The 19,509-nt window shown below is 65.5% G+C and carries 17 protein-coding genes; 10 read left to right on the top strand and 7 right to left on the bottom strand.

The genetic code is table 11. The annotated features are described in order from the left end of the window. Positions 1-45 precede the first annotated feature (45 nt). Positions 46-759: an SIMPL domain-containing protein gene (locus tag B4I46_RS22420; protein WP_043862487.1), complete on the bottom strand. Its 714-nt coding sequence runs from the start codon at positions 757-759 to the stop codon at positions 46-48. 199 nt (positions 760-958) lie between these two features. On the opposite strand from B4I46_RS22420, the gene B4I46_RS22415 reads away from it, so the two are divergent. The 4 genes from B4I46_RS22415 to B4I46_RS22400 all read left to right on the top strand — a co-directional run bounded on the left by B4I46_RS22415 (position 959) and on the right by B4I46_RS22400 (position 5,287). Further along, positions 959-2,215: an ATP-binding protein gene (locus tag B4I46_RS22415; protein WP_054916388.1), complete on the top strand. Its 1,257-nt coding sequence runs from the start codon at positions 959-961 to the stop codon at positions 2,213-2,215. Further along, a complete protein-coding gene (locus B4I46_RS22410; protein ID WP_043862485.1) occupies positions 2,215-2,775 on the top strand; it encodes a response regulator transcription factor in 561 nt (186 codons plus the stop codon). The genes B4I46_RS22415 and B4I46_RS22410 overlap by 1 nt, the downstream gene beginning before the upstream one ends. Before the next feature lie 146 nt (positions 2,776-2,921). Then, positions 2,922-3,863, top strand: a complete 942-nt coding sequence (locus tag B4I46_RS22405; RefSeq protein WP_054916387.1) for an AEC family transporter — start codon at positions 2,922-2,924, stop codon at positions 3,861-3,863. Between the two features lie 50 nt (positions 3,864-3,913). After that, positions 3,914-5,287: an amino acid permease gene (locus B4I46_RS22400; RefSeq protein WP_043862483.1), complete on the top strand. Its 1,374-nt coding sequence runs from the start codon at positions 3,914-3,916 to the stop codon at positions 5,285-5,287. A 20-nt stretch (positions 5,288-5,307) separates the two neighbouring features. Here B4I46_RS22400 and B4I46_RS22395 read toward each other — a convergent pair whose 3' ends face one another. From B4I46_RS22395 to gatC, 6 genes are all read right to left on the bottom strand, one after another. Beyond that, positions 5,308-5,685 (bottom strand): carboxymuconolactone decarboxylase family protein, encoded by a 378-nt coding sequence (locus B4I46_RS22395; RefSeq protein WP_286901959.1) that lies wholly within the window; start codon positions 5,683-5,685, stop codon positions 5,308-5,310. Between the two features lie 10 nt (positions 5,686-5,695). Beyond that, the gene (locus tag B4I46_RS22390) at positions 5,696-6,739 is read right to left on the bottom strand and encodes a calcium/sodium antiporter (RefSeq protein ID WP_043862481.1); all 1,044 of its coding nucleotides are present in this window, start codon (positions 6,737-6,739) and stop codon (positions 5,696-5,698) included. Positions 6,740-6,801: 62 nt separating this feature from the next. Continuing rightward, positions 6,802-7,176 (bottom strand): septal ring lytic transglycosylase RlpA family protein, encoded by a 375-nt coding sequence (locus B4I46_RS22385; protein WP_043862480.1) that lies wholly within the window; start codon positions 7,174-7,176, stop codon positions 6,802-6,804. Positions 7,177-7,283: 107 nt separating this feature from the next. Then, positions 7,284-8,729, bottom strand: coding sequence for an Asp-tRNA(Asn)/Glu-tRNA(Gln) amidotransferase subunit GatB (gene gatB, locus B4I46_RS22380; RefSeq protein WP_054916385.1), 1,446 nt, complete (start codon positions 8,727-8,729; stop codon positions 7,284-7,286). 11 nt (positions 8,730-8,740) lie between these two features. Beyond that, positions 8,741-10,192: an Asp-tRNA(Asn)/Glu-tRNA(Gln) amidotransferase subunit GatA gene (gene gatA, locus B4I46_RS22375; RefSeq protein WP_043862478.1), complete on the bottom strand. Its 1,452-nt coding sequence runs from the start codon at positions 10,190-10,192 to the stop codon at positions 8,741-8,743. A 16-nt stretch (positions 10,193-10,208) separates the two neighbouring features. Next, positions 10,209-10,496: an Asp-tRNA(Asn)/Glu-tRNA(Gln) amidotransferase subunit GatC gene (gene gatC, locus B4I46_RS22370; protein ID WP_043862477.1), complete on the bottom strand. Its 288-nt coding sequence runs from the start codon at positions 10,494-10,496 to the stop codon at positions 10,209-10,211. Between the two features lie 205 nt (positions 10,497-10,701). On the opposite strand from gatC, the gene mreB reads away from it, so the two are divergent. The 6 genes from mreB to B4I46_RS22340 all read left to right on the top strand — a co-directional run bounded on the left by mreB (position 10,702) and on the right by B4I46_RS22340 (position 19,506). Then, positions 10,702-11,739, top strand: coding sequence for a rod shape-determining protein MreB (gene mreB, locus B4I46_RS22365; RefSeq protein WP_008371426.1), 1,038 nt, complete (start codon positions 10,702-10,704; stop codon positions 11,737-11,739). Positions 11,740-11,944: 205 nt separating this feature from the next. Beyond that, on the top strand, positions 11,945-12,934 hold the full coding sequence (gene mreC, locus B4I46_RS22360) for a rod shape-determining protein MreC (RefSeq protein ID WP_370409067.1): 990 nt from the start codon (positions 11,945-11,947) through the stop codon (positions 12,932-12,934). Then, positions 12,934-13,422, top strand: coding sequence for a rod shape-determining protein MreD (gene mreD, locus B4I46_RS22355; RefSeq protein ID WP_043862475.1), 489 nt, complete (start codon positions 12,934-12,936; stop codon positions 13,420-13,422). The genes mreC and mreD overlap by 1 nt, the downstream gene beginning before the upstream one ends. 37 nt (positions 13,423-13,459) lie before the next feature. Further along, positions 13,460-14,065 (top strand): Maf family protein, encoded by a 606-nt coding sequence (locus B4I46_RS22350; RefSeq protein WP_286901918.1) that lies wholly within the window; start codon positions 13,460-13,462, stop codon positions 14,063-14,065. Positions 14,066-14,153: 88 nt separating this feature from the next. Beyond that, the gene (rng, locus tag B4I46_RS22345) at positions 14,154-15,611 is read left to right on the top strand and encodes a ribonuclease G (protein ID WP_043862473.1); all 1,458 of its coding nucleotides are present in this window, start codon (positions 14,154-14,156) and stop codon (positions 15,609-15,611) included. Between the two features lie 79 nt (positions 15,612-15,690). Continuing rightward, positions 15,691-19,506, top strand: coding sequence for a YhdP family protein (locus B4I46_RS22340; RefSeq protein WP_123752931.1), 3,816 nt, complete (start codon positions 15,691-15,693; stop codon positions 19,504-19,506). The last annotated feature ends 3 nt before the right edge of the window (positions 19,507-19,509 follow it).

The raw sequence follows: 19,509 nt of genomic DNA, 5'->3' as shown, positions 1-19,509 counted from the left end.
CTCAAACCATAGCTGACAGCGATGCAGGCGTTGCCCGCGGGTGAATCAGGGCATCAGCACTTCGATGGTGCCGTCGGCGCTGAGGCTGACCTGGCTGGTACCGGCTTCGATTTCCGGGCTTGGCGCGGCTTCGGCGTCCATGCTGGCCTTCATCATCATGGCCCCGCGGGCGTAGGGGTGCGGGTAGCCGCTGCTGTTGAGGTTCAGGTTGACCACCTTGTAGCCCTTGCCGCCGAGGGCTTCGGTGGTCAGCTGGGCGCGGGCCTTGAAGGCGTCGATGGCATCCTTGAGCAGGGCGTCTTCGCTGCTCTTGCGGGTGGCCGGGGCGATGGCGAAATCCATCCCGCCCATCTTCAGGTCCTGCAGCAGCTCGCCGGTGAGCTTGGACAGCGCCGGGAAGTTCGCGCTTTCCAGGCGCAGCTCGGCACGTTCGCGCCAGCCGGTGATCTTCTGGTTCTTGTTGTCGTAGATCGGGTAGCTGTTGCGGCTGTCCTGGCTGAGCTTGACGTCCTTGACCGCACGGGCCTTTTCCAGCGCCTTGTTCATGCTGGTGGTGATCTCGTTGGCCAGCTTGGCCGGGTCGGTGTTCTGCGCCTCGGTGTACAGGGTCACGACCATCAGGTCGCGGGCGACTTCCTTGCTGGCTTCGGCGCGCAGTGAGACCTGGTTGTAGCGAGGCTCGTCGGCCAGTGCCGCAAAGCTGGCAAACAGGCCGGTCGCGAGGACGAGGGTGGTACTGGCGCGAGACACAGTGTGCATGGGCAACTCCTTGAAATTGAGGCGTGGCGGCGGTCGATCCCGACCACGCAGACCCCATCAGACTCGCACAAACCGACGAGGTTCAAAAAGCCATCATCGATGCCGGTGTGCCTGTGGCGCTTTGCCGCATTGCTGCAGCGCGGGGTGCAGCTTGGGTATACTCGCCACGATTCACCTGGAGCACTCATCAGGAGAGCTCATGCTCGCCCCCGTACTCATGCTGTCTGCCACACGTCAGAACCTCTGGCGCCTGACCTTCATCCGCACCCTGGTGCTGGCCGCCCAGGCCGGTTCGGTGGCGGTCGCCTACTGGACCGAACTGCTGCCACTGCCGTGGCTGGCGCTGAGCATCACCCTGGGGTTCTCCATGGTGCTGTGCGTGCTCACGGCCATCCGGCTGCGCACCTCGCTGCCGGTCACCGAGCTGGAGTATGCGGTGCAGCTGGCCTGCGACCTGCTGATCCACAGTGCGCTGCTGTATTTTTCCGGGGGCTCGACCAACCCCTTCGTGTCCTATTACCTGGTACCCCTGGCGATTGCCGCGGTGACGCTGCCATGGCTGTATTCGCTGATTCTGTCGGGCATTGCGCTGGTGGCCTACACCCTGCTGCTGGTGCAGTACTTCCCGCTCGAAACCTTCCCCATGGCCCGCGAGAAGATGCAGATCTACGGCATGTGGCTGAGTTTTGCCCTGGCCGCCGGGGTGATCACCTTCTTTGCCGCCAAGATGGCCGAAGAGCTGCGTCGCCAGCAGCAGTTCCAGGCCCAGCGCCGCGAGGAAGGCCTGCGCGACCAGCAACTGCTGGCCGTGGCCACCCAGGCCGCCGGTGCCGCCCATGAGCTGGGCACGCCGCTGGCGACCATGAGCGTGCTGATCAACGAGATGCGCCAGGACCACACCGACCCGCTGCTGCAGGAAGACCTGGAGACGCTGCAGGAGCAGGTCAAGCAGTGCAAGCACACCTTGCAGAACCTGGTGCGCGCCGCCGAGGCCAATCGGCGCATGGCGGTGCAAGAGCAGGAGGCGAGCTTCTGGCTGGACGAGGCGCTCAACCGCTGGCACCTGATGCGCCCCGAGGCCAGCTATCGCTTCCAGCGCCTGGGCCAGGGTACGGTGCCGCGCCTGGCGCCGCCGCCGGACCTGACCCAGGCCCTGCTGAACCTGTTGAACAATGCAGCCGATGCCTGCCCCAATGACCTGGAGGTGTACCTAGACTGGGACGCCGAGGACATCGTGATCAGCATTCGCGACCATGGCCCCGGCGTGCCGGTGGCAATCGCCGAGCAGATCGGCAAACCCTTCTTTACCACCAAGGGCAAGGGCTTCGGCCTTGGCCTGTTCTTGAGCAAGGCCAGCGTGACCCGTGCTGGCGGCTCGGTAAAACTCTATAGTCATGAGGAAGGCGGTACGCTCACCGAGCTGCGCCTGCCGCGTGACGCGCGAGGAGACGTGTGATGAGTGATGAAATTCAGGCTGAAGGCGAAGAGCTGCCGCACCTGCTGCTGGTGGATGACGACGCCACGTTTACCCGGGTGATGGCCCGGGCCATGAGCCGGCGCGGGTTTCGCGTGAGCACGGCGGGTTCTGCCGAAGAGGGCCTGCAGATTGCCCAGCAGGACGTGCCGGACTACGCCACGCTGGACCTGAAGATGGAGGGCGACTCCGGGCTGGTGCTGCTGCCCAAGCTGCTGGAACTGGACCCGGAGATGCGCGTGGTGATCCTCACCGGCTATTCGAGCATTGCCACCGCGGTGGAGGCGATCAAGCGCGGCGCCTGCAATTACCTGTGCAAGCCGGCCGATGCCGACGACGTGCTGGCGGCGCTGGCGTCCGAGCACGCCGACCTGGACACGCTGGTACCGGAAAACCCGATGTCGGTGGACCGCCTGCAGTGGGAGCACATCCAGCGTGTGCTGACCGAGCATGAGGGCAATATCTCGGCCACGGCGCGGGCGCTGGGCATGCACCGGCGTACCCTGCAGCGCAAATTGCAGAAGCGCCCGGTTCGGCGCTGAACCTCAGGGCCTCTTCGCCGGCAAGGCCGGCTCCTACGTGGTCGGTGTGAACCTGATGGCGCCGGCACTGGCGCCGAAGGGGCTGCATGGCAGCCCCAAGGTTGACGTATGATTAGCTCCCTAACGACGCCGACGGGACCACCTGCATGCTCGCCCTTTTTCTCCAGACCCTGAACATCACCGCGCCGGTGTTCGCGATGATGTTCATGGGCGTGCTGCTGCGCCGCATCAACGCCATCAACGACAGCTTCATCCAGACCGCCTCGGCCCTGGTGTTCAACGTGAGCATGCCGGCGCTGCTGTTTCTGGGCATCTACCACGCCGATCTCGAGGCGGCGGTCCAGCCCTCGCTGCTGCTGTATTTCACCGTCGCCACCCTGGGCAGTTTCGGCCTGGCCTGGCTGATCGCGATCTGGCGCTGCCCCCGTGAAGATCGCGGCATCTACGCCCAGGGCGGCTTTCGCGGCAACAATGCGGTCATCGGCCTGGCGCTGGCCGGGAGCATGTACGGCGATCATGGCATCTCCATCGGCGCGGTGCTGGCCGGGCTGGTGATCCTGCTCTACAACTCGCTGTCGGCCGTGGTGCTGGCGGTGTACAGCCCGACCATCAAGTCCGACCCCTGGAGCATCCTCAAGAGCATCCTGCGCAACCCGCTGATCATCAGTGTGCTGGTGGCCGGCGTGCTGGCGTATGCCAAGGTGGGGCTGCCCAACTGGCTGCTGACCTCCGGTGACTACCTGGCGCAGATGACCCTGCCGCTGGCGCTGATCTGCATCGGCGGCACGCTGTCGATGGCCTCGTTGCACGCCAGCGGGCGCATGGCGCTGAGTGCCAGCCTGGTAAAGATGGTGTGGCTGCCGCTGCTGGCCACCTTCGGTGCCTGGTTGTGCGGCTTTCGCGGCGCGGAGCTGGGGGTGCTGTTCCTGTACATCGCCAGCCCCACCGCCGCGTCCAGCTATGTGATGGCGCGCGCGGCCAACGGCAATCACCAGCTGGCCGCCTCGATCATCGTGATTACCACGCTGATGGCCGCAGTTACGACGAATATCGGCATATTTATCTTGCAGTGGGGCGGCTGGATCTAGATCCTGTCGCCCACACTCAAAATAACGGCCTCCCTGCCTGAGGACACTTCATGCAAGACCAGATCACGCCCGAGCGTTTGCATCGCGGCCTGAAGAACCGTCACATCCAGTTGATCGCGCTGGGCGGCGCCATCGGCACCGGGTTGTTCCTGGGCATCGCCCAGACCATCCAGATGGCAGGCCCTGCCGTGCTGCTGGGCTACGCCATCGCCGGCCTGATGGCCTTTTTCATCATGCGCCAGCTGGGTGAGATGGTGGTCGAGGAACCGGTGGCGGGCAGCTTCAGCCACTTTGCGCACCGCTACTGGAACGAGTTCGCCGGCTTCGTCTCGGGCTGGAACTACTGGGTGGTCTATGTGCTGGTGGGCATGGCCGAGCTGACGGCGGTGGGTATCTACGTGCAGTACTGGTGGCCGGACTTCCCCACCTGGGCCACTGCAGCGATCTTCTTCGTGGCGATCAACCTGATCAACCTCACCCAGGTCAAGGTGTACGGCGAGCTGGAATTCTGGTTCGCGCTGGTCAAGGTGATCGCCATCGTCAGCATGATCGGCTTCGGCGCCTGGCTGCTGGCCAGCGGCAGCGGCGGGCCGGATGCCAGCGTGGCCAACCTGTGGCAGTACGGCGGGTTCTTCCCCAATGGCATCACCGGGCTGGTGATGGCGATGGCGGTGATCATGTTCTCCTTCGGCGGGCTGGAACTGGTCGGCATCACCGCGGCCGAGGCGGACAACCCGCGCTACAGCATTCCACGCGCGACCAACCAGGTGGTGTACCGCATCCTGATCTTCTACATCGGCGCACTGGCGGTGCTGCTGTCGCTGTACCCCTGGCAGAAGGTGGTGCAGGGCGGCAGCCCGTTCGTGATGATCTTCCACAACCTGGACAGCAACCTGGTGGCCACCATTCTCAACGTGGTGGTGCTGACTGCCGCGCTGTCGGTGTACAACAGCTGCGTGTACTGCAACAGCCGCATGCTGTTCGGCCTGGCCAGCCAGGGTGATGCGCCGCGCGCACTGCTCAAGATCAACCGTCGTGGCGTGCCGCTGGCGGCGCTGGGCGTATCGGCGGTGGCCACCGGCCTGTGCGTGCTGATCAACTACCTGATGCCGGGCGAAGCCTTCGGCCTGCTCATGGCGCTGGCGGTGTCGGCACTGGTGATCAACTGGGCGAGCATCAGCATCACCCACCTGAAGTTTCGCAAGGCCAAGATCGCTGCCGGCGAGTCGACCTTCTACAAGAGCTGGGGGCACCCGGTCACCAACTACCTGTGCCTGGCGTTCATCGTGCTGATTCTGGTGGTGATGTACCTGACCCCGCCGATCCGCATCTCGGTACTGCTGATTCCGGCCTGGATCGCCACCCTGGGCGTGGCGTTCTGGCTCAAGAAGAAGGGGCAGAAGGCCGCCGCCGTCGCCGGCTGACGGCCCTGCGGGGTGATCGGTCAGCCCTGCTGGTAGCTGTCGATCACTTCCTGGGCGGCGCGAAACGCATCGATCGCCGCCGGTACGCCGGCGTACACGGCGCAATGCAGCAACGCCTCGCGAATCTCTTCCACCGTACAGCCGTTGTTCAGGGCGCCACGCACGTGGCCCTTGAGCTCCTGCGGGCACTTGAGCGCGGTCAGCGCCGCCAGGGTGATCAGGCTGCGGGTTTTCAGCGGCAGGCCCTCGCGGCTCCACACGCTGCCCCAGGCGTGCTCGTTGACGAACGCCTGCAGCGGCTCGGTGAACTCGGTGGCATTGCCCAGTGCACGGTCCACGAATGCATCGCCCATGACCTGGCGGCGAACCTGTTCGCCGGTTTTTTTGCTCTCGCCCATGTTGTTTTCCTTAGTGTTGGCGGCGCCAGGCGCGCACGGTGGTGTACATCAGCACCACCGCCAGCGTCGGCAGGACATAAAGCAGCATCAGCTGCTCCAGACGGTTGGCCAGCGGCATGCCGGTGGTGAAGGCCACCACGTGCAGACCATAGGCCAGGTAAAGACACAGGAACACCAGACCTTCGGCGCGGGTGACGCGGTAGCCGGAATAGAACACCGGCAGGGTCAGCACGGCCACGCCGAGCATCACCGGCAGGTCGAAGGCCAGCGCGTTGGGCGAGATCGACAGCGGCACCGGGGCCACCAGCGCGGTCAGCCCGAGCACCGCCAGCAGGTTGAACAGGTTGCTGCCGATCACGTTGCCCACGGCGATTTCACGCTCGCCGCGCAAGGCGGCGATCAGCGAGGTGGCCAGCTCCGGCAGCGAGGTGCATACCGCCACCACGGTCAGGCCGATCACCCGCTCCGACAGGCCCAGGTCTACGGCCACTTCCACTGCTGCCTCCAGCAACAGGTGCCCGGCCAGGCTCAGCAGGCCCAGGCCGGTGAGCATCAGTGCCAGGGTGCCGAACCAGAAGCCGACGCCACGCTGCGGCCGCGGGCCGGGGGCGGGGTAGGTGCGTGCGTGGTGGCGTGACTGATGCCACAGGATGGCCAGGTAGGCAACCAGCCCGAGCAGCAGCAGGGCGCCTTCGAGGCGGCCGATGCGCTCGTCCAGGGCCAGCAGGTACACCAGCAGGCTGGCGCCGATCATCAGCGGGATATCCAGGCGTACCAGTTGCCGCGAAACGCGCAGGGGGATGATCAGGGCGGCCAGGCCCAGGGTGACCAGCACGTTGAAGATGTTGCTGCCGATCACGCTGCCCACCGCCACGTCGGGTGCGCCGGTGTAGGCCGCCTGCAGGCTCACGGTCAGTTGCGGGGCGCTGCTGCCGAAGGCCACCAGGCTCAGGCCGATGATCAGCGGACGCACCTGCAGGCTGGCGGCCAGGCGCAGGGCGGCGCGCACCAGCAGTTCGGCGCCGGTGATCAGCAGCAGCAGGCCCAGGGCCAGTTGCAGCAGGCTGAAGGTGGGTAAAGCGGCCAGGTCGAAAATGGTCGTGCTCCGAAGCAGGGTCAGTTGCTGAGACTTTGTACCCGTACCCGCGCGGTTCCGCTACGGAGCATGCCCAGTTGGTCGGCGGCGGCGCGTGACAGGTCGATGAGTCGACCCCGGGTATGCGGGCCGCGGTCGTTGATGCGTACCACGACGCGGCGGTCGTTGGCGAGGTTGGTGACCTGCACGCGGGTGCCGAAGGGCAGGCTGCGATGGGCGGCGGTCAGGCCGTGCTGGTCGAAGGGTTCGCCACTGGCGGTGCGTTTGCCGTGATGGCGGGAACCGTAATAGGAGGCAGTGCCGGTCTGGTCGTAACCGCGGGGGTCGAGGGTGTGGCTGGCACAGCCGGCGAGCAGGGTGAAAAGCGCGAGCAGTGCGCTAAGGGGACGCCACATGTATCCGGTTACTCCGTGGTGTGGCCTTCGCCGACAACGCCGGCTCCTGCAGGGATTGGTGCGTCCTTGTAGGAGCCGGCGTTGCCGGCGAATGCAGGCGACGCGGTTCAGCCTTCGAGCTTGCTCTTGAGCAATTGGTTCACCTGTTGCGGGTTGGCCTTGCCCTTGGACGCCTTCATCGCCTGGCCGACGAAGAAGCCGAACATCTTGCCGCGCTTGGCCTCGTCCGCCGCGCGGTACTGCTCGACCTGCTCGGCGTTGGCCGCCAGCACTTCGTCCAGTACCTTCTCGATCGCGCCGGTGTCGGTCACCTGTTTCAGGCCTTCTGCCTCGATGATCTGGTCGGCATCGCCTTCACCGGCGGCCATCTTCTCGAACACCACCTTGGCGATCTTGCCGCTGATGGTGTTGTCCAGAATGCGCTGCAGCATGCCGCCCAGTTGCGCGGCGCTGACCGGCGCCTGGTCGATCTCCAGGCCCAGCTTGTTCAGCAGGCTGCCCAGCTCGACCATGACCCAGTTGGCCGCCAGCTTGGCATCGCCGCACACACCGACCACCTGCTCGAAGTAGTCGGCCTGCTCGCGGCTGGAGGCCAGCACGTTGGCGTCGTAGGCCGACAGGCCGAACTGGCTCTGGAAGCGCTCGCGCTTCTGCGGCGGCAGTTCGGGCAGGGTGGCGCGGATGGCGTCGAGGAACGCCGGCTCGATGACCACCGGCAGCAGGTCCGGGTCGGGGAAGTAACGGTAGTCGTTGGCCTCCTCCTTGCTGCGCATGGAGCGGGTCTCGTCCTTGTTCGGGTCGTACAGGCGGGTTTCCTGGATCACCCGGCCGCCATCCTCGATCAGTTCGATCTGGCGCTGCACCTCGGTGTTGATCGCCTTCTCGATGAAGCGGAACGAGTTGACGTTCTTGATCTCGCAGCGGGTGCCGAACTCGACCTGGCCCTTGGGCCGGATCGACACGTTGCAGTCGCAGCGCAGCGAGCCCTCGGCCATGTTGCCGTCGCAGATGCCCAGGTAGCGCACCAGTGCGTGGATCGCCTTGACGTAGGCCACGGCTTCCTTGGCGCTGCGCATTTCCGGCTCGGAGACGATTTCCAGCAGCGGCGTGCCGGCGCGGTTCAGGTCGATGCCGGTGGCGCCGCTGAAGTCTTCGTGCAGGCTCTTGCCGGCGTCTTCCTCCAGGTGTGCGCGGGTGATGCCGATGCGCTTGACGGTGCCGTCTTCAAGGGCGATGTCCAGGTAGCCCTTGCCGACGATCGGCAGCTCCATCTGGCTGATCTGGTAGCCCTTGGGCAGGTCGGGGTAGAAGTAGTTCTTGCGCGCGAACACGTTGTGCTCGCCGATTTCGGCGTCGATCGCCAGGCCGAACATGCAGGCCATGCGCACGGCTTCTTCGTTGAGCACCGGCAGCACGCCGGGCATGCCCAGGTCGATCAGGCTGGCCTGGGTGTTCGGCTCGGAGCCGAACGTGGTGGCGCTGCCGGAGAAAATCTTCGACTGGGTGGCGAGCTGGGTATGAATTTCCAGCCCGATCACAACTTCCCATTGCATGTGTCTGTCCCTCAGAAGCCGGTAGGTGCGCGGGTGTGCCAATCAGTCACTTGCTGATAGCGGTGCGCGACGTTGAGCAGGCGGCCTTCCTGGAAATACGGGGCCAGCAGTTGCACGCCGACCGGCAGGCCGTCGACAAAACCGGCCGGCATCGACAGGCCTGGCAGGCCGGCGAGGTTGGCGGTGATGGTGTAGACGTCTTCCAGGTAGGCGGCGACCGGGTCGCTGTTCTTGGCGCCAAGCTTCCAGGCCGGGTTGGGCGTGGTCGGGCCGAGAATCACGTCGACCTCTTCGAAGGCGGCCATGAAGTCGTTCTTGATCAGGCGGCGGATCTTCTGCGCCTGCAGGTAGTAGGCATCGTAGTAGCCGGCCGACAGCGCGTAGGCGCCGACCATGATGCGCCGCTGCACCTCGGGGCCGAAGCCTTCACCGCGCGAACGCTTGTACAGGTCGGTGAGGTCCTTGGGGTCTTCGCAGCGGTAGCCGAAGCGCACGCCGTCGAAACGCGAGAGGTTGGACGAGGCTTCGGCCGGGGCGATGACGTAGTACGCAGGGATCGCGTGCTGCATGTTCGGCAGGCTGATCTGCTTGACCACCGCGCCGAGCTTTTCCAGCTCCTTGACGCTGGCCTGGATCAGGTCGGCGATGCGCGGGTCCAGGCCGGCACCGAAGTACTCCTTCGGCAGGCCGATGCGCAGGCCCTGCAGCGAGGCGTTGAGCGGGGCGCTGTAGTCGGGCACCGGTTCGTCGATGCTGGTGGAGTCCTTGGCGTCGAAACCGGCCATGGCCTGCAGCAGCAGCGCGCAGTCTTCGGCGGTACGCGCCAGCGGGCCACCCTGGTCGAGGCTGGAGGCGTAGGCAATCATGCCCCAGCGCGACACGCGACCGTAGGTCGGCTTGAGGCCGGTGAGGTTGGTCAGCGCCGCCGGCTGGCGGATCGAACCGCCGGTGTCGGTGCCGGTGGTGGCCGGCAGCAGGCGCGCGGCCACGGCAGCGGCCGAACCGCCGGACGAACCGCCCGGCACGTGTTCGAGGTTCCACGGGTTCTTCACCGCGCCGTAGTGGCTGGATTCGTTGGCCGAACCCATGGCGAACTCGTCCATGTTGGTCTTGCCCAGGGTGACCATGCCGGCCTCGGCCAGCTTGCTGACCACGGTGGCGTCATACGGCGAGACGAAGTTGTCGAGCATCTTCGAGCCGCAGCTGGTGCGCACGCCCTGGGTGCAGAACAGGTCCTTGTGGGCGATGGGGGCGCCCAGCAGGGCGCCGGTTTCACCGCCAGCACGGCGGGCGTCGGCGGCACGCGCCTGGTCCAGGGCCAGGTCTTCGGTGACGCTGATGAAACTGTTGATTTGCGGGTCGAGCTGCTGGATGCGCGCCAGCAGCGTGCGGGTCAGCTCTTCGGCAGAAAAGGCTTTGTCGGCGAGTCCGCGGGCGATCTCGGCCAGGGTCAGTTGATGCATGGCAGGCTCTATTCCCTTACTCGATGACTTTAGGAACCAGGTACAGGCCGCTTTCGGTCGCCGGGGCGATGGCCTGGTAGCTGTCTCTCTGGTTACTTTCTGTTACCACGTCGGCACGCAGGCGCTGACGGGCTTCAAGGGGGTGGGCCAGTGGCTCGATGCCAGTGGTGTCGACCGCTTGCATCTGGTCGACCAAACCCAGAATACTGTTCAAGGCATCGGTAGTGCGCGGAAGATCGGCTTCATTGAGGCCCAGGCGGGCCAGGTGAGCGATCTTTTCCACGTCGCAGCGTTCAAGCGCCATGGGGATCTCCAGGGGAAAACAAAAAACGGAATTGGTCCGCGAATGAGGAACATGCTGGCAGATTTACGGTCATAAGGCCGCGATTGTGTGCTGGCTTGCTCGGAAAAACTGCCAATTTAACATATTGGCGCCTTGCCCAAAATCCCCGCCGTTGTTAGAGTTTGCCGCACTTTTTTACCCACGCGTTGCCTAGGGTCACTTTCCCATGTTCAAGAAACTGCGTGGCATGTTTTCCAGCGATCTTTCCATCGACCTGGGCACTGCCAACACCCTTATTTACGTGCGTGAGCGCGGTATCGTCCTGAATGAGCCTTCGGTTGTGGCCATTCGTACTCACGGCAACCAGAAAAGTGTCGTCGCTGTCGGCACCGAGGCCAAGCGCATGCTCGGCCGTACGCCCGGCAACATCGCTGCCATTCGTCCGATGAAGGACGGCGTGATCGCCGATTTCAGCGTCTGCGAAAAGATGCTGCAGTACTTCATCAACAAGGTTCACGAAAACAGTTTTCTGCAGCCCAGCCCTCGCGTGCTGATCTGCGTTCCGTGCAAGTCGACCCAGGTAGAGCGCCGCGCCATTCGCGAGTCGGCCCTCGGTGCCGGTGCCCGTGAAGTGTTCCTGATCGAAGAGCCAATGGCCGCCGCCATCGGTGCCGGCCTGCCGGTCGAGGAAGCCCGTGGTTCGATGGTCGTCGATATTGGTGGTGGTACCACCGAAATCGCACTGATCTCCCTCAATGGTGTGGTATACGCCGAATCCGTGCGTGTGGGTGGCGACCGTTTCGACGAGGCCATCGTCACCTACGTGCGCCGCAACTACGGCAGCCTGATCGGCGAGTCCACCGCCGAGCGTATCAAGCAGGAAATCGGTACTGCCTACCCGGGCGGCGAAGTGCGTGAAGTCGACGTACGCGGCCGCAACCTGGCCGAAGGCGTGCCACGTGCCTTCACCCTGAACTCCAACGAAGTGCTCGAAGCCCTTCAGGAATCGCTGGCGACCATCGTGCAGGCGGTCAAGAGCGCCCTGGAGCAATCGCCACCTGAGCTGGCTTCGGACATCGCCGAGCGCGGCCTGGTGCTGACCGGTGGTGGTGCGCTGCTGCGCGACCTGGACAAGCTGCTGGCCCAGGAAACCGGCCTGCCGGTGATCGTCGCCGAAGACCCGCTGACCTGTGTCGCCCGTGGCGGCGGTCGCGCGCTGGAGATGATGGACAAACACACCATGGACCTGCTCTCCAGCGAGTGATTTGCTGACCGCCCACCCCGTCCCCCGGTTTACAGGTAGCGCCCACAGTGCTACCTGTATGTGCTGGTGGCGCGTGTGGGCGTCGTTTCCATCCATCCTGCAAGCAGGCCGGTGCGTTGCCGTATGAATGACCCCCTGAATCTTCGAGGAGCGGCCTATTAAACCGCTTTTCGCCAAAGGCCCTTCGCTGGGCGTGCACCTGCTTGTGCTGGTTGTGCTGTCTATCGCCCTGATGGTGGTGGACGCCCGCTTTACCTTGCTCAAGCCGCTGCGCAGCCAGATGGCGCTGGTGCTGATGCCTTCCTATACCATCAGCGACTTCCCGCAACGCATGTGGCAGGGGGTGGCCAGCCAGTTCGGCAGCCGCACCGAGCTGATCGCCGAGAACGAGAAACTCAAGACCGAAGCCTTGCTGCTGCAAGGTCGCCTGCAGAAGCTGGCGGCCCTGACCGAGCAGAACGTGCGCCTGCGCGAGTTGCTCAACTCCTCGGCGCTGGTCAACGAGAAGGTCGAGGTGGCCGAGCTGATCGGCGTCGACCCCAACCCCTTTACCCACCGCATCCTGATCAACAAGGGCGAACGCGACGGCGTGGTGCTGGGCCAGCCGGTGCTCGACGCCCGTGGCCTGATGGGCCAGGTGGTCGAGCTGATGCCGTACACCTCGCGGGTACTGCTGCTCACCGACACCACCCACAGCATTCCGGTGCAGGTCAACCGCAACGGCCTGCGCGCAATTGCCAGCGGCACCGGCAATCCCGAACGCCTGGAACTGCGCCACGTGGCCGACACCGCCGACATCAAGGAAGGCGACCTGCTGGTCAGTTCCGGCCTGGGCCAGCGCTTCCCGGCCGGCTACCCGGTGGCCACGGTGCGCGAGGTGATCCACGACTCCGGGCAGCCGTTCGCCATCGTGCGGGCGGTGCCGACCGCGGCGCTCAACCGCAGCCGCTACATGTTGCTGGTGTTTTCCGACAGCCGTACCCCCGAACAGCGCGCCGCCGATGCCGCGCAGGCTCAGGAAGCGGCTGATCGCCAGGCGCAGAGCCCGATCGATGGCAGCATGCCGGCTGCCGCGCCGGGTACACCTGCCGCACCCGCTGCGCCGGGCACGCCTGCGCCAACCCCTGCACCTGCTCCTGCCGCCGCGCCCGCTGCCCCTGCAGCCGCACCGGCCACTTCTCGGGAGAGACACTGATGAGCAGTACCCGTAGCCGCAACGGTTGGGTGGTCTGGTTGACCTTCCTGATCGGCCTGCTGCTGAGCGTGTGGCCCACGCTGCCGTTCATGGAGATTTTCCGTCCGCTGTGGCTGGCCCTGCTGCTGGCCTTCTGGACGCTGCACCTGCCGCACAAGGTCGGCATGACCACCGCATTCGTGCTGGGGCTTGCCGAGGACGTGCTGTACGGCACGCTGCTGGGGCAGAACGCCCTGGTGCTGGTGCTTATTACCTTCCTGGTGCTGTCGCTGCAGCAGCGCCTGCGCATGTTCCCCATGTGGCAGCAGAGCCTGGTGATTCTGGTGATCTTCGGCCTGGCCCAGCTGGTTCAGCTGTGGCTCAGCGCCCTGACCGGCAACCGCCAGCCGACCCTGGCGCTGGTGTGGCCGGCGGTGATCAGTGCGCTGCTGTGGCCCTGGATCAGCTTCGCCTTGCGCGGCCTGCGCCGACGCCTGAGTATCAACTGATTCGCGTTGCCCACCGACGCTGACACGGAGACGTCACATGACCCCGCTGTACCTGGCCTCTGGTTCGCCACGCCGACGTGAGCTGCTCTCCCAGATCGGCGTGCCGTTCACCCCGGTGGCCGCCAGCATCGATGAAACCCCTCTGGATGCCGAACCGGCTAACGCCTATGTCGAGCGCCTGGCGCGCGAGAAGGCGGCTGCCGGCCTGGCGGTGTTGCGCGCCAGCGGCGTGGAAAGGCACCTGGCGGTACTGGGCGCCGACACTGCGGTGGTGCTCGACGGGCAGATCCTCGGCAAGCCGCAGGGGCAGGCCGACGCCCTGGCCATGCTGGCCGCATTGTCCGGACGCGAGCACGACGTGCTGACGGCAGTGGCGGTGACCGATGGCGAGCGCTGCCTGAGCGTGAACGTTGCCAGCCGCGTCAGCCTGCGCCCCATCAGCCCCGAACAGGCCCTGGCCTACTGGGCCAGCGGCGAGCCGCAGGACAAGGCCGGCAGCTATGCGATTCAGGGCCTGGCGGCAATTTTCGTCAAGGCGCTGCAGGGCAGCTACTCGGCGGTGGTCGGCTTGCCGCTGAGCGAAACCGCCGAGCTGCTGGAGCAATTTGCCATTCCCTGCTGGCAAGGCCTGCCGCCCCGTTGAGCGAGGAACTGCCCGTACCCCTTTAATTGCTCGCCAGCAACCGCCGGGCAATCCATCATTAGCTGAAGACCTTTGACGAGAGCCTGCCATGAGTGAAGAGATTCTGATCAATATCACGCCGATGGAATCACGCGTGGCGGTGGTGGAGAACGGTGTTCTTCAAGAGGTGCACGTCGAGCGCACCCAGCGGCGGGGCATCGTCGGCAACATCTACAAGGGCAAGGTGGTGCGGGTGCTGCCCGGCATGCAGGCGGCGTTCGTCGACATCGGCCTGGAGCGCGCGGCGTTCATCCACGCCTCGGAAATCTCCCAGCGCGAAGGCGCCAGTGTCGAGACCATCAGTGCCCTGGTGCACGAAGGCCAGAGCCTGGTGGTGCAGGTGACCAAGGACCCGATCGGCTCCAAGGGCGCACGCCTGACTACCCAGCTGTCGATCCCGTCGCGCTATCTGGTGTACATGCCGCGTACCAGCCATGTGGGCATCTCGCTCAAGATCGAGGACGAAGGCGAGCGCGAGCGGCTCAAGCAGGTGGTCACCGACTGCATCGCCCAGGAAAACATCCAGGACGCCGGCGGGTTCATCCTGCGCACCGCGGCCGAGGGCGCCGGCGCCGACGAGATCGTCATGGACATCCGCTACCTGCGTCGCTTGTGGGACCAGATCGGGGCCCAGATCAAGACCGTTGGCGCACCCACCGAAATCTACGAAGACCTGGGCCTGGCCCTGCGTACCCTGCGCGACCTGGTCAACCCCAAGATCGAGAAGATCCGCATCGATTCGCGGGAAACCTTCCAGAAGACCACGCAGTTCGTCGCCGAGCTGATGCCGGAAATCGCCGACCGCCTGGAGCACTACCCGGGGGAGCGGCCGATCTTCGACCTGTATGGCGTCGAGGACGAGATCCAGCGCGCCCTGGAGCGCAAGGTGCCGCTCAAGTCCGGTGGCTACCTGGTGGTCGACCCGGCCGAGGCGATGACCACCATCGACGTCAACACCGGGGCCTTCGTCGGCCACCGCAACCTCGAAGAGACCATCTTCAAGACCAACCTGGAGGCTGCCACGGCGATTGCCCGCCAGCTGCGCCTGCGCAACATCGGCGGCATCATCATCATCGACTTCATCGATATGGAAGACGAAGAACACCAGCGCCAGGTGCTGCGTACCCTGGAAAAACAGCTGGAACGTGATCACGCCAAGACCAACATCATCGGCATCACCGAGCTGGGGCTGGTGCAGATGACCCGCAAGCGCACCCGCGAAAGCCTTGAACAGGTGCTATGCGAACCATGCGCCAGTTGCCAGGGCCGCGGCAAGCTGAAGACCCCTGAGACCATCTGTTACGAAATTTTCCGCGAGATCCTGCGCGAGGCCCGCGCCTACCAGGCCGAAGGCTACCGGGTGCTGGCCAACCAGAAGGTGGTGGACCGCCTGCTCGACGAGGAATCGGGCAACGTGGCGGAGCTGGAGGCATTCATCGGGCGAACCATCCGCTTCCAGGTGGAGTCCATGTATTCCCAGGAACAATACGATGTGGTGCTGCTCTGACTCGCGTTGAAACCTACCCTGCGCTGGAAAACTGCGCGTACCGGGCCATAGTTAACGGACCACACGGGGAGCCCTTGCCATGGAGCGTCTGATCCGCGTTCTGGGCATCTTGACCCGTTGGGGGCTTGGCCTGTGCGCCTTGCTTGCCGTGCTGGTGGCGTTGTACGTCAGCCTTGGCCGCGAGCTGGTGCCACTGGTTGCCGAGTACCGCGCCGAGGTGGAGCAGAAGGCCGAGGCCGCACTGGGCATGCCGGTGCATATCGGTGCCCTGGAAGGCCGCTGGAGCGGCCTTGCGCCGGTGTTGCGCGTGCGCGACGTGCAGCTGGGCGAAGGCGCCGGCGCCTTGCGCCTGGACGAGGTCAAGGTGGTGCCCGACCTGTGGGCCAGCCTGATGCAGCGTCAGGTCCGCCTGGCCCAGGTCGAACTGGGCGGCCTGCAACTGAACCTGCACGAAGATGAAAACGGTCACTGGAGCCTCAAGGGTCTGCCGGTGCAGGACGATCAGCCACTGGATGTACAGCAGTTGCTCGAACGCAGCCAGGTGGTGGCGAAGGTGTCGGTGCTCGACAGCCAGGTGACCCTGGAGCCGTTCGCGCATGAGCCGATGACCCTGACCTATGTGAGCCTCGGGCTGCAGACCGGCAGCGTGCGCCAGCGCCTGGATGCGCGCCTGACCCTGCCCGACGGCCAGCCGATGAGCCTGAGCCTGCGCAGCCGCGTGCGCGCCGACCAGTGGCGCGACGGTGCGGTGGATGCCTACCTCAGCCTGCCACAGAGCGACTGGGCCAAATGGGTGCCGGCGCGGCTGCTGGGCCCGTACACGGCCAGCGAACTGCGTGCCGGTGGCGAGGCCTGGGTAGGGTGGGGCAAAGGCCAGTTGCAGACCGCGACGCTGCGCCTCAACGCGCCGCAGCTCAAGGGTGCGCATGCCGGTCGCAAGGCGGTAAAGGTCGAGAACCTGGCGCTCAATGCCTGGTTCAGGCGTAGCGACAAGGGCTTTGACGTGGTGCTCGATTCCCTGGCCATGAGCCTGGGCGACACCCGCTGGGAATCCCACGTTCAACTCAGGCAGAGCGCCGCCACCGAGCCGGCCGATGAAGTGTGGGCAATCCAGGCCGACCGCCTCGATTTGACCCCGCTGACCCCGCTGATCCAGGCGCTCGCGCCGCTGCCGGAGGCGGGCATGGCCGTGGTCGAGGGCCTCAAGGTCACCGGCGGCCTGCGCAATGTGCGCCTGGACGTGCGGCCCAGGGCCGAAGGCGATCAGCGCCTGAGCTTTGCAGCCAACCTGGACCGCGTCGGCTTCAATGCCTACCACGGCGCCCCCGCTGCCGGGAATGTCAGCGGCAGCATCAGCGGCGACCTGGGCCAGGGCGAGCTGCGCCTGGACACCGACAAGTTCATGCTGCACCTGACGCCGATCTTCGCCGACCCCTGGCATTACCTGAAGGCCAATGCACGCCTGACCTGGCGACTGGACTCCGAGGGTTTCACCCTGGTTGCGCCGTACCTGAAGGTGCTGGGTGACGAGGGCAGGATTGCCGGCGACTTCCTGATCCGGCTGCTGTTCGACGATGCACGCGAAGACTACATGGACCTGCGTGTGGGCCTGGTCGACGGCGATGGCCGCTACACCGCCAAGTACCTGCCCGAAGTGCTCAGCCCTGCGCTGGACCACTGGTTGCGCACCGCAATCCTCAAGGGCGCGGTGGATGAAGGCTACTTCCAGTACCAGGGCTCGCTGCACCACGGCGCGACCCCCGAGTCGCGCAGCATCAGCCTGTTCTTCAAGGTGCATGACGCCGAGCTGGACTTCCAGCCCGGCTGGCCCCACGTGAGCAAGGTCGATGGCGACGTGTTCATCGAGGACACCGGTGTGCGGGTCAAGGCGCGCAGCGGCCAGTTGCTCGGCACCCGGGTGCGCAATGTGGACGTGAACATTCCCCATGTGAACGAAGGCGAGCATACCCACCTGTACCTGGACGGAGAGTTCGACGGGCGCCTGGCCGACGGGGTGAAGATCCTGCAGGACGCGCCGATCGGTACCGGCCCGACCTTCGCCGGCTGGGAAGGCGAGGGCCCGCTGCAGGGCAAGCTCAAGCTTGATATCCCCCTGGAGCACGGCCAGCAGCCCAAGGTGCTGGTGGACTTCAGCACCGAACAGGCGCGCCTGAAGCTGAGTGAACCGCCGCTGGAGCTGAGCCAGTTGAACGGCACTTTCCGCTTCGACTTCGACAAGGGGCTCAGCGGCCAGAACATCACCGCGCGCGCCTTCGACAAGCCCATCAGCGCACAGATCTTTGCCGAGGGGCAGCCTGGGCAACTGCAGACCCGTATCGCCGCCAAGGGCCAGATCGCCTTGAAGGCGCTGACCGACTGGCTGAAATTCACCCAGCCCTTGCCAGCCTCCGGAGAAATCCCCTACCAGTTGCAGGTCAGTGTCGGTAGCCGCGAAAACCAGCTGAGCATCGACTCTACCCTCAAGGGCCTGAAAGTGGACCTGCCGGCGCCGTTCGGCAAGGCGGTCAGCGAATCCCGGGCCACGCAGTTCAAGATGAACCTGCAAGGGCCGCAACAGCGCTTCGATGTGGCCTACGCCGACGTCGCCAGGCTGGCCTATGCCGCGCCTGCCGGCAAGCTCGGCCAGGGGCGCGGTGAGCTGCTGCTGGGCAACGGCACGGCGCAACTGCCGGCCGGTCAGGGCCTGCGGGTGCGTGGCCGGCTCGCGCAGCTGGACATTGAGCCCTGGCAGAAGCAGTTCGAGCAGATGGCCGGTGACGATCCGGGCGGCAATGCCCGGCAGGTGCTCAACAGCGTGGACGTGAGCATCGGCCAGCTCAAGGGCTTTGGCCAGACCCTCAACCAGGCAGTGGTACGCCTGGACCGCGGGAGCAACTTCTGGAACCTGCGCCTGGACAGCAAGGAGGTCATCGGCACGGCCCGCCTGCCCGATGCCAAGGGCGCCCCGATCGTGATCAACCTGCCGACCCTCCACCTGCCGCCGTCCGACCCGGCCGACGCCAGCGCAGTGGACGGACCGGACCCGCTGGCCGATGTCGACCCGCGCAAGATCCCGGCGATCGACCTGAGCATCGGCAGGCTGTTCCTTGGCGATGATCTGCTCGGCAGCGTCGCGCTGAAAACCCGTCCCACCTCCAAGGGCGTGGCCCTGAACGACCTGGACCTGAACCTCAAGGGCCTGGCGATCGATGGCACCGCCACCTGGGAAGGCACGCCGGGGCGCAGCGACAGCTGGTACAAGGGGCGCCTGGAAGGCAAGAACCTGGCCGATGTGCTGACCGCCTGGGGCTTCGCGCCGACGGTGACCAGCCGCGACTTCCGCCTGGACGTGGACGGACGCTGGCAGGGGTCGCCGGCCTGGGTCAGCCTCAAGCACTTCTCCGGCAACCTCGATGCCTTGCTGCGCAAGGGGCAGTTCGTCGAAGTGGAAGGCGGGGCGCAGGCGTTGCGCGTGTTCGGTCTGCTCAATTTCAACTCGATCGGCCGGCGCCTGCGCCTGGACTTCTCCGACCTGCTCGACAAGGGCCTGAGCTACGACCGGGTCAAGGGCCTGCTGGTGGCAAGCGAGGGGGTGTATGTGACGCGCGAGCCGATCACCCTGACCGGCCCGTCCAGCAACCTCGAGCTCGATGGCACCCTGGACATGGTTCGGGACCGGGTCGATGCGACCTTGCAGGTGACCTTGCCGGTGACCAACAACCTGCCCCTGGCGGCGCTGATCGTGGGCGCGCCAGCGGTGGGCGGGGCGCTGTTCCTGGTGGACCGGCTGCTGGGGGATCGGGTGGCGCGCTATGCCAGTGTGCATTACCGCGTCGAGGGCCCGTGGAAAGAGCCTAAGATTAGCTTTATCAAACCTTTCGAGAAGTCGCGCTAGAAC

This window comes from Pseudomonas sp. UBA7500 (assembly GCF_002478435.1).
Taxonomy (GTDB): domain Bacteria; phylum Pseudomonadota; class Gammaproteobacteria; order Pseudomonadales; family Pseudomonadaceae; genus Aquipseudomonas; species Aquipseudomonas palmensis.
Note: the sequence above shows the minus strand (reverse complement) of the source record. Positions and strands in the feature narration are given on the sequence as shown.

What these genes read in the sequence shown, in the direction of transcription:
- B4I46_RS22350 (WP_286901918.1), top strand. Translation starts at nt 13,460, where the DNA reads ATGACCCCGCTGTACCTGGCCTCTGGTTCGCCACGCCGACGTGAGCTG.
- rng (WP_043862473.1), top strand. Translation starts at nt 14,154, where the DNA reads ATGAGTGAAGAGATTCTGATCAATATCACGCCGATGGAATCACGCGTG.
- B4I46_RS22395 (WP_286901959.1), bottom strand. Translation starts at nt 5,685, where the DNA reads ATGGGCGAGAGCAAAAAAACCGGCGAACAGGTTCGCCGCCAGGTCATG.
- B4I46_RS22340 (WP_123752931.1), top strand. Translation starts at nt 15,691, where the DNA reads ATGGAGCGTCTGATCCGCGTTCTGGGCATCTTGACCCGTTGGGGGCTT.
- B4I46_RS22410 (WP_043862485.1), top strand. Translation starts at nt 2,215, where the DNA reads ATGAGTGATGAAATTCAGGCTGAAGGCGAAGAGCTGCCGCACCTGCTG.
- B4I46_RS22405 (WP_054916387.1), top strand. Translation starts at nt 2,922, where the DNA reads ATGCTCGCCCTTTTTCTCCAGACCCTGAACATCACCGCGCCGGTGTTC.
- B4I46_RS22385 (WP_043862480.1), bottom strand. Translation starts at nt 7,176, where the DNA reads ATGTGGCGTCCCCTTAGCGCACTGCTCGCGCTTTTCACCCTGCTCGCC.
- B4I46_RS22415 (WP_054916388.1), top strand. Translation starts at nt 959, where the DNA reads ATGCTCGCCCCCGTACTCATGCTGTCTGCCACACGTCAGAACCTCTGG.
- mreD (WP_043862475.1), top strand. Translation starts at nt 12,934, where the DNA reads ATGAGCAGTACCCGTAGCCGCAACGGTTGGGTGGTCTGGTTGACCTTC.
- gatA (WP_043862478.1), bottom strand. Translation starts at nt 10,192, where the DNA reads ATGCATCAACTGACCCTGGCCGAGATCGCCCGCGGACTCGCCGACAAA.
- B4I46_RS22400 (WP_043862483.1), top strand. Translation starts at nt 3,914, where the DNA reads ATGCAAGACCAGATCACGCCCGAGCGTTTGCATCGCGGCCTGAAGAAC.
- gatC (WP_043862477.1), bottom strand. Translation starts at nt 10,496, where the DNA reads ATGGCGCTTGAACGCTGCGACGTGGAAAAGATCGCTCACCTGGCCCGC.
- gatB (WP_054916385.1), bottom strand. Translation starts at nt 8,729, where the DNA reads ATGCAATGGGAAGTTGTGATCGGGCTGGAAATTCATACCCAGCTCGCC.
- mreB (WP_008371426.1), top strand. Translation starts at nt 10,702, where the DNA reads ATGTTCAAGAAACTGCGTGGCATGTTTTCCAGCGATCTTTCCATCGAC.
- B4I46_RS22420 (WP_043862487.1), bottom strand. Translation starts at nt 759, where the DNA reads ATGCACACTGTGTCTCGCGCCAGTACCACCCTCGTCCTCGCGACCGGC.